At 75.5% G+C, this 7,944-nt stretch carries 6 protein-coding genes; 2 read left to right on the forward strand and 4 right to left on the reverse strand.

Translation table 11 applies throughout. The annotated features are described in order from the left end of the window. The first annotated feature begins 63 nt into the window (after positions 1–63). Positions 64–510, forward strand: coding sequence for an HIT family protein (locus ACXJKG_RS17190; protein WP_456846957.1), 447 nt, complete (start codon positions 64–66; stop codon positions 508–510). A 139-nt stretch (positions 511–649) separates the two neighbouring features. Further along, positions 650–2,191, forward strand: coding sequence for a molybdopterin-dependent oxidoreductase (locus ACXJKG_RS17195; RefSeq protein ID WP_456846958.1), 1,542 nt, complete (start codon positions 650–652; stop codon positions 2,189–2,191). On the opposite strand, the gene ACXJKG_RS17200 is transcribed toward ACXJKG_RS17195, so the two are convergent. From ACXJKG_RS17200 to ACXJKG_RS17215, 4 genes are all read right to left on the reverse strand, one after another. Beyond that, positions 2,161–3,666 (reverse strand): FAD-dependent oxidoreductase, encoded by a 1,506-nt coding sequence (locus tag ACXJKG_RS17200; protein ID WP_456846959.1) that lies wholly within the window; start codon positions 3,664–3,666, stop codon positions 2,161–2,163. The genes ACXJKG_RS17195 and ACXJKG_RS17200 overlap by 31 nt on opposite strands. After that, complete coding sequence (locus ACXJKG_RS17205; RefSeq protein WP_456846960.1) at positions 3,663–5,810, reverse strand: molybdopterin oxidoreductase family protein; 2,148 nt, start codon at positions 5,808–5,810, stop codon at positions 3,663–3,665. The genes ACXJKG_RS17200 and ACXJKG_RS17205 overlap by 4 nt, the downstream gene beginning before the upstream one ends. Then, positions 5,810–7,168 (reverse strand): MFS transporter, encoded by a 1,359-nt coding sequence (locus tag ACXJKG_RS17210; protein WP_456846961.1) that lies wholly within the window; start codon positions 7,166–7,168, stop codon positions 5,810–5,812. The genes ACXJKG_RS17205 and ACXJKG_RS17210 overlap by 1 nt, the downstream gene beginning before the upstream one ends. A 126-nt stretch (positions 7,169–7,294) precedes the next feature. Then, on the reverse strand, positions 7,295–7,944 hold a 650-nt coding region (locus ACXJKG_RS17215; RefSeq protein WP_456846962.1), incomplete at its 5' end, for an ATP-binding cassette domain-containing protein.

Below are 7,944 nucleotides of genomic sequence, written 5' to 3' on the forward strand. Positions count from 1 at the left end.
CTGGAACACCGTGCTCGCCCTCCGGCGGCTCGCCCGCGAGCGCGCCTGACTAGCGTGGACGCCATGAGCACCCTGTTCACCAAGATCATCGGCGGCGAGATCCCCGGGCGGTTCGTGTGGGCCGACGACGTCGCCGTCGCCTTCGGCACCATCGCCCCGATCACCGACGGCCACGTGCTGGTGGTCCCGCGGGCCGAGATCGTGCAGCTCACCGAGGCCCCCGACGACGTGCTCGCCCACCTCGTCCTGGTCGCCCGCGCCATCGGGCAGGCCCAGCAGAAGGCATGGTCCGCGCCGCGCGCCGCGGTGCTGGTCGCCGGCTTCGAGGTGCCCCACCTGCACCTGCACGTGCTGCCAGCCTGGGACGAGGCCAGCCTGACGTTCCGCAACGCCCGCACCGACGTGCCCGCGGCCGAGCTGGACGCCGCGGCGTCGCGGGTTCGCGACGCGCTCGTCGAGCTGGGCCACGGCGCCCACGTCCCGCCGTCCCTGGGCTCCCCCGCGCTCTGATCGCGTCAGGGCATCATGCGGGTGCGCGCGGGCGTTGTGCCTGCGGAGATGCACAGGTGGCGCGCGCTCGATGGGTGACGACATCGGGGCGTCGGCGGTGCAGAGTCGGACCAGCAGTCACCACGGGAGGCAGGCAGCGATGGCCGGGCGTACGCACGAGGGACAGCGCACAGGGCTCGCCGCGCTCGCGGGGCTGGCGGCCGGCGCCGTGACGCTGGGCGTCGGGGCGATCGTCGCGCTCGCCACGGGGCCGACGTCGGACCCGCTTGTCGCCGTCGGGTCGGCGTTCGTCGACGCGACGCCCACCTGGCTCAAGGACTTCGCCGCGTCGACGTTCGGCACGGCGGACAAGCTCGTGCTCCGGCTCGGTTCCGTGGTCGTCGTGCTCGCGCTCGCCGCGCTGGCCGGGGTGCTCGCCGCGCGGCGGTGGGCCTGGGGCGCCACGCTCGTCGTCGTCCTCKGGGCGGTCGCCGGGCTGGCGGCGATGGGCCGGCCCGACGCGGGCTCGCTCGCGGCGCTCCCGAGCGTGGCGGGTGCCGTCGCCGGCCTGATGACGCTGCGCGCCCTGGTCCGTCGGCTGCCGGGGGCCCCCAGCCGCCGCCCGCGCCCGGAGCCCGCCGAGCGTCGCGCGTTCCTGCAGGCCACCGCCGCGGCGGGCGCGCTCGGGGTGGTCGGCGTCGTGATCGGCCGCGCGGTCGGCGCCGGCGCCCGGGGAGCCCAGGCGGCCCGCGCCGCGATCACGATCCCCCGCCCCAGCACGACGGCCGCCCCGGTGCCGGCGGGCGTCGACGTCGGCGTGGACGGGGTCGGGCCGTGGCTGACGCCCGCCGACGAGTTCTACCGGATCGACACCGCGCTCGTGGTCCCGCAGGTCGACCCGTCGACGTGGAGCCTGCGCGTGCACGGCATGGTCGAGCAGGAGGTCACGCTCACGTGGGACGAGCTGGCGGCGGGCGACCTGGTCGAGGCGTGGGTGACGCTGTGCTGCGTGTCCAACCCGGTGGGCGGCGACCTCGTCGGCAACCAGAAGTGGCTGGGCCTGCCCATCCGTGACCTCCTGGCCCGCGCGAGGCCGACCGGGGACGCGGACATGGTGCTGTCGCGGAGCGTCGACGGGTTCACGGCGTCGACCCCGCTGGCGGCCCTCACCGACGACCGCAACGCGCTGCTCGCGATCGCGATGGACGGCCGGCCGCTGCCCGTCGAGCACGGCTTCCCCGTGCGCATGGTGGTCCCGGGGTTGTACGGGTACGTCTCGGCGACGAAGTGGGTGACGGACCTGAACGTCACGCGGTTCGCCGACGCGACGTCGTACTGGACGGACCGAGGCTGGTCCCCCGAGGGTCCCGTCAAGACCCAGTCGCGCATCGAGGTGCCCAGATCCGGCACCTCCGTGCCCGCCGGGTCGGTCGTCGTGGCCGGCACGTCGTGGGCCCAGCACCGCGGGATCACCGGCGTGCAGGTCCGGGTGGACGACGGCGACTGGAACGACGCGACGCTCGCCGACGACGGCGGCATCGACTCGTGGCGGCAGTGGTCCTGGACGTGGGACGCCGAGCCGGGCGACCACGACCTCTACGTCCGTGCGTCGGACCCGCTCGGTCCGCAGACGGGCACGCGGGCGGACGTGGTGCCCGACGGCGCCACGGGCTACGACACGGTCCGGGTCAAGGTCTCCTGACGGGTGTCCGCCGGCTCGGGCTGGTCCGGGTCCGACCTGCGCAGCCAGTCGACGATGCCGCACACCGCGTCCGCGCAGCCCCCGCACCCGGTGGTCGCACGTGTGGCCGCGGCCACCTCCGCGACGGACCGTGCGCCGTGCCGCCAGCAGCCGACGAGGTCGCCCTTGGTCACGCCGTTGCACCGGCACACGACGGCCCGGTCGGGCATCATCGTCGGGCTCGCGGCCGGGACCGCGACACCCGCGACCGGTCGCACGAGCAGCTGGGCGGGGTCGGCGGGCGCCGGCGTGCCCCGCGTGTAGGCCGCGACGAGGTCCGCCGCGACCGGTCCCGCGCCGACGCAGGTCGCACCGACCACCCGCCCGTCGGCGACGACGACCTCGATGTGCCGGCCGCCCTCCGGGTCGTGGAGCCGGACCCGCCGGCCGCCGGCCCGGGGACCGCAGACGCCCATCGCGACGACGTCGAGCCCCACGCCCTTGACCTTGACCACGTCGGTGCCGGCGGTGGGCAGCGGCGACTCGTCGCGCGCCACCGCGGGCTCGGTGAGCAGGGTGGCCAGCCGCCGGGCCTGGTCCCAGCCCTGCGCGATCAGCCCGGRCCCGCCCTCGGGCGGCTCGGCGCAGTCGCCGATGGCGAACACCCGCGGGTCGGCGGGCGTCGCCAGGTCCGGGCCGACGACGATGCCGCGCGCGACGTCCAGGCCCGCTCGCTGCGCCAGCCCGACCTCGGGCGACGTCCCGGCGGTCAGGACCAGCAGGTCGGTGGCCAGGACCTCGCCGCCCTCGAGCCGTACCCCGGCGACCCGGCCCTCGCGGACCAGCGCCTCCTCGGTACGCGCGCTCACGCGGACGGCGATGCCCAGCGACGTGAGCCGCGCCGTCGCCACCTCGGCCGCCGCGTCGTCGAGCTGGCGGTCCATGAGGTGCCGACCGCCGTGCACGACGGTCACGGGCACCCCGCGGTTCGCCAGCCCGCAGGCGACCTCGAGCCCGAGCACGCCCCCGCCGACGACGACGGCACGCCTCGCGTTGACCGTGGCGGCGACGATCTCGCGGGCGTCGTCCAGGGTGCGCAGGGCGTGCACCCCGGCGGGCAGGTCGTCGTCGCCGCGCCGGCCGAAGAGGTCCGGGACGCGGGCGCGCGCCCCCGTGGCCAGCACCAGCACGTCGTACGGGTGCCGCTCGCCGGCGTCGTCGTGAACCACGCGGGCGGCCCGGTCGACGGTCACCGCGCGCGTGCCGGGCAGCACCTCGTTCGGGGCCCTGTGCGTGCCGCGCGGCAGCGTGATCGAGGCGACGTCGAGCTTGCCGGCCACCACCTCCGAGAGCAGCACGCGGTTGTAGGGCTCGTACTCCTCGGCGCCGAGGACGAGGGTCCGGAACCGGGCCGACCGGTCCCGCTGGTGGAGGTCGTCGACGAACCGGGCCCCCACCATCCCGTGGCCGACCACCACCACCCGCGTCGGGCTCATCGCGAGCCGACCAGCGAGACGTCGTCGAGCACGTCCGCGGACCCGTCCCAGCGCCGGACGTCGACCGCGCACACCTTGAACTCGGGCATCCCGGAGACGGGGTCGGTGGCGTCGGTGGTCAGCCGGTTGGCGCTGCCGGTCCCGCTCCAGTGGAACGGCAGGAACACCGTGTCCGGCCGCACCGCGTCGGTCACCCGCGCCGCGACCACCCCGCGGCCGCGCGCGGTGTCCAGCTGCACCAGGTCGGCGTCGGCGATCCCGAGCAGGTCCGCCAGCAGCGGGTGGATCTCGACGTACGGCGCCGGCGCGCTGCGCATCAGCTCGGGGACCCGCCGCGTCTGCGCGCCCGACTGGTAGTGCGCGAGCACGCGGCCGGTCACCAGGAAGACGGGCGCGTCGCGTCGCAGGTCCTCGGACGGTCCGCGGTGGTCGACCGGGATCAGCCGCGCGAGGCCGTCGGGCGTCCCGAAGCGCTCGAGGAACAGGCGCGGCGTGCCCGGGTGCGGGGTCGGGCCGGCGGGCACCGGCCAGAAGAGGTCGGGCTCGGCGTCCAGGCGCGCGTGGCTCAGGCCGCTGTAGTCGGCCCGGCCCCCCGCCGAGGCCCGCGCGAGCTCGTCGAAGACGTCCGACGGTGTGGTGTCGAACCGGACCGCCGATCCCAGGCGGCGGGCGAGGTCGGCGAGGATGTCGAGCTCGCTGCGCACCCCGGCCGGCGGCGCGAGCACCCGGCGGCGGCGGATCACGCGGCCCTCGAGGGAGGTCATGGTGCCCTCCTCCTCGGCCCACTGGGTGACGGGCAGGACGACGTCGGCCAGCCGCGCGGTCTCCGACGGTAGGAAATCGCACACCACCAGCAGGTCGAGCGACGCCAATCGTTCCCGCACGCGGTCGGCGTCCGGGGCGCTGACCAGCAGGTTCGACCCGTGCACCAGCAGGGCGCGCGGGCCCCCGGGCATGCCGAGCGCGTGCAGCAGCTCGACGGCGGGCAGGCCGGTGCGCGGCAGGTCGGCGGGGTCGACGCCCCAGACGCCGGCGACGTGGGCCCGCGCGGACTCGTCCTCGATGGACCGGTAGCCGGGCAGCTGGTCGGCCTTCTGGCCGTGCTCGCGGCCGCCCTGGCCGTTGCCCTGTCCGGTGATGGCCCCGTAGCCGGACCCGACGCGCCCGGGCAGGCCGAGCAGGAGCGCGAGCGTGATCGCCGCGGTGACCGTGTCGGTGCCCTGCGTGCTCTGCTCGACCCCGCGCCCGGTGAGCACGTACGCACCGGCGCCTCCCCGGGACGGCGACGCGTTGGCCAGCAGGTACGCGGTCCGGCGCAGGGTCGCGACGGGGACGCCGGTGACCTGCTCGGTCCGCTCGGGCCACCAGAGGGCGACCGAGCGCCGGATGTCGTCGAGCCCCGTGGTCCGGGCGGCGAGGTAGGCAAGGTCCGCGAGCCCGTCGGCCAGCACGATGTGCGCCAGGCCCAGCAGGAGCGCCAGGTCGGTGCCGGGCACGGGCTGCAGGTGCACGCCGGCGCCGTCGGCGGTCAGGTCCGCGGTGGCCGACCGCCGGGGGTCGACGACCAGGACCCCGCCGGCGGACCGGGCGTGCGCGAGGTGCTGGACGGCGGGCGGCATGGTCTCGGCGAGGTTCGAGCCGAGCAGCAGCACGGCCTGCGCCCCGCCCAGGTCGGCCAGCGGGAACGGCAGCCCCCGGTCCACCCCGAGCGTGCGGTTGGCGCCGGCGGCGGCGCTGGCCATGCAGAACCGGCCGTTGTAGTCGATGTTCGGTGTCGCCAGGACGGTCCGCGCGAACTTGCCCAGCGCGTACGCCTTCTCGTTGGTGAGCCCGCCGCCGCCGAACACTGCGACGGACTGCGGCCCGTCGGACGCGCGCAGCTCGGCCAGGCGCGAGGCGACGAATCCCAGCGCTTCGTCCCACGAGACCGGCGCGCCGTGCAGCAGCGGCGTGGTCAGACGGTCCGGCGCCCGCAGGAGGGTGGGCGACGTCCAGCCCTTCTGGCACATGCCGCCCTTGTTCGTCGGGAAGTCCCGGCCCGCGGCGGTGACGGCGCCGTCGGCGGAGGCGTGCAGCGTCTGCGCGCACTGCAGCGCGCAGTACGGGCAGTGCGTGTCTGCCGAGACCGCCGCGGGCGAGGACATCAGATGACCGTCGTGCCGTAGGTGCCGGAGCGCCGCTGGTAGACCGCCCACGTGGTGGCTCCCATGACGACGTACAGCCCGACGATCACCCAGAGCGCGGACTGGATGGTGCCCGTCGCCGAGGTGGAGATCGCGAAGCCGCGCGGGATGAGGAACCCGCCGAAGGCGCCGACCGCCCCCGCGATGCCGAGGCAGCCCGCGGCGGCCTTGACCCGCCGGGCGCGGTCCTCGTCGTCGGTGGTGCCGAACCGGAACACCGCGGGGATCATCCGGTAGACCGAGCCGTTGCCGGCACCGGTCGCGACGAAGAGCACGAGGAACGAGGCGAGGAACGGCCAGAACGCGTGCGCCCGCAGGGCGAAGATCGCGCAGACCACGCCGACCGCCATGATGCCGAACGCGACGATGGTGACGCGCGCGCCGCCCAGGCGGTCGGCCAGCATGCCGCCCAGCGGCCGGGCGATCGAGCCGACCAGCGCACCGGCGAACGCGATCGTGATCGTCACCTCGGGGAACTGGTTCTTCAGCAGCGTCGGGAACGCCCCGGAGAAGCCGATGAACGAGCCGAAGGTGCCGATGTAGATGAACGAGATGATCCAGGTGTTCCGGGACCGGGCGGCGACGGCGTAGGAGCGCGGGTCGGACTTGGCGTTGGAGAGGTTGTCCATGAACCGCCAGGCCAGCAGCGCGGCGACGAGCACCAGCGGCACGAACATCAGGCCGGCCCGCTCGAGCTGGAGCCCCGCCGCACCGACGATGACCAGCGGGACGGTGAACTGCACGGCGGCGGTGCCGAGGTTGCCGCCGGCGGCGTTGAGACCGAGAGCCCGACCCTTCTCGCGCTCCGGGTAGAAGAACGAGATGTTCGCCATCGACGAGGCGAAGTTGCCGCCGCCGACCCCGGCGAGCGCGGCGACCCCGAGGAGCACGCCGAAGCCGACGCCGGGGTTCTGCACGACGACCGCGAGGCTGATCGTCGGCACCAGCAGGAGCAGGGCGGACACGATCGTCCAGTTGCGGCCGCCGAACAGCGGCACCGCGAACGTGTAGGGGATGCGCAGCGTGGCGCCGACCAGCGAGGGCACCGCGATGAGCCAGAACATCTGGTCGACGGTCAGGGCGAAGCCGGCGGCGGGGAGCTGCGGCACGACGATGCTCCACAGCGCCCAGACGGCGAACCCGAGGAACTCGGCGAACACCGACAGCCCGAGGTTCCGGCGGGCGACGGGCCGGCCGACCGTGGCGAACTGGCCACCGTCCTCGGGGTTCCAGCCGTCGATCCAGCGGCCGGGGCGGTGCGTGAGCGGAGCAGGAGCGAGGTCGAGGACCGGTGCGTCGGTCACGAGCTGGGTCGCCATGGGGACCTCCGGAGGACGGGTGGGGTGTCGCCGACGACGCTAGGGAGCGCATGTTTCGGTCGACCTGCCCCGTCCGTTGCGACGACGGAACCATTCGCGCACCGGTTGCCGCGGGGGTCTGTGAGATCAGGACAGCGTGCGGACCCGCACGTGCTCGGCCGGGACCGTCAGCCGGACCAGCGCACCGACGTGCAGCCCGRGCTGCGCGACCCGGGCCGGGGGCAGGTCGACCAGGACGTCGCCGGTGGTCCGCAGGCGCACGCCGGTGGTGCCGGGCTCGAGGTCGACGACCCGTGCCGGCCAGCCGTCGTCGCCGACGAGCACCGCGCCCGGCGGGAACGTCACCTGGGCCGGACCGCCGGGCGGCTGCTCCCCGCACGGCACGACGACCCCGTCCGGGCCGACCAGGACCGTCGAGCCGTCGGGCTGCGCCGCGAGGGTGCCGACGACCAGGTTGACCCCCGCCAGCGCCGCGGTGAACGCGTGCACGGGGTCGGTCAGCACGTCGAGGGGACGCCCCTGCTCGACCACCCGGCCCTCGTGCAGGACCACCACCCGGTCCGCCAGGCTCACGGCGTCGAGCACGTCATGGGTGACCAGGATCGTGGGCGTCCGGGTGCGTCGCACCTGGTCGCGGACCAGCTCGCGCAGGTCGGCGGCGGTGCGCACGTCCAGCTGCGCGAACGGCTCGTCCAGCAGCAGCACGTCGGGCTCGGCGGCGAGCGCGCGGGCGAGCGCGACCCGCTGCCGCTGCCCGCCGGACAGCGCGTCGGGCC

The sequence above is a fragment of the Cellulomonas sp. P5_C6 genome (assembly GCF_054049635.1).

What these genes read in the sequence shown, in the direction of transcription:
- ACXJKG_RS17190 (WP_456846957.1), top strand. Translation starts at nt 64, where the DNA reads ATGAGCACCCTGTTCACCAAGATCATCGGCGGCGAGATCCCCGGGCGG.
- ACXJKG_RS17205 (WP_456846960.1), bottom strand. Translation starts at nt 5,810, where the DNA reads ATGTCCTCGCCCGCGGCGGTCTCGGCAGACACGCACTGCCCGTACTGC.
- ACXJKG_RS17210 (WP_456846961.1), bottom strand. Translation starts at nt 7,168, where the DNA reads ATGGCGACCCAGCTCGTGACCGACGCACCGGTCCTCGACCTCGCTCCT.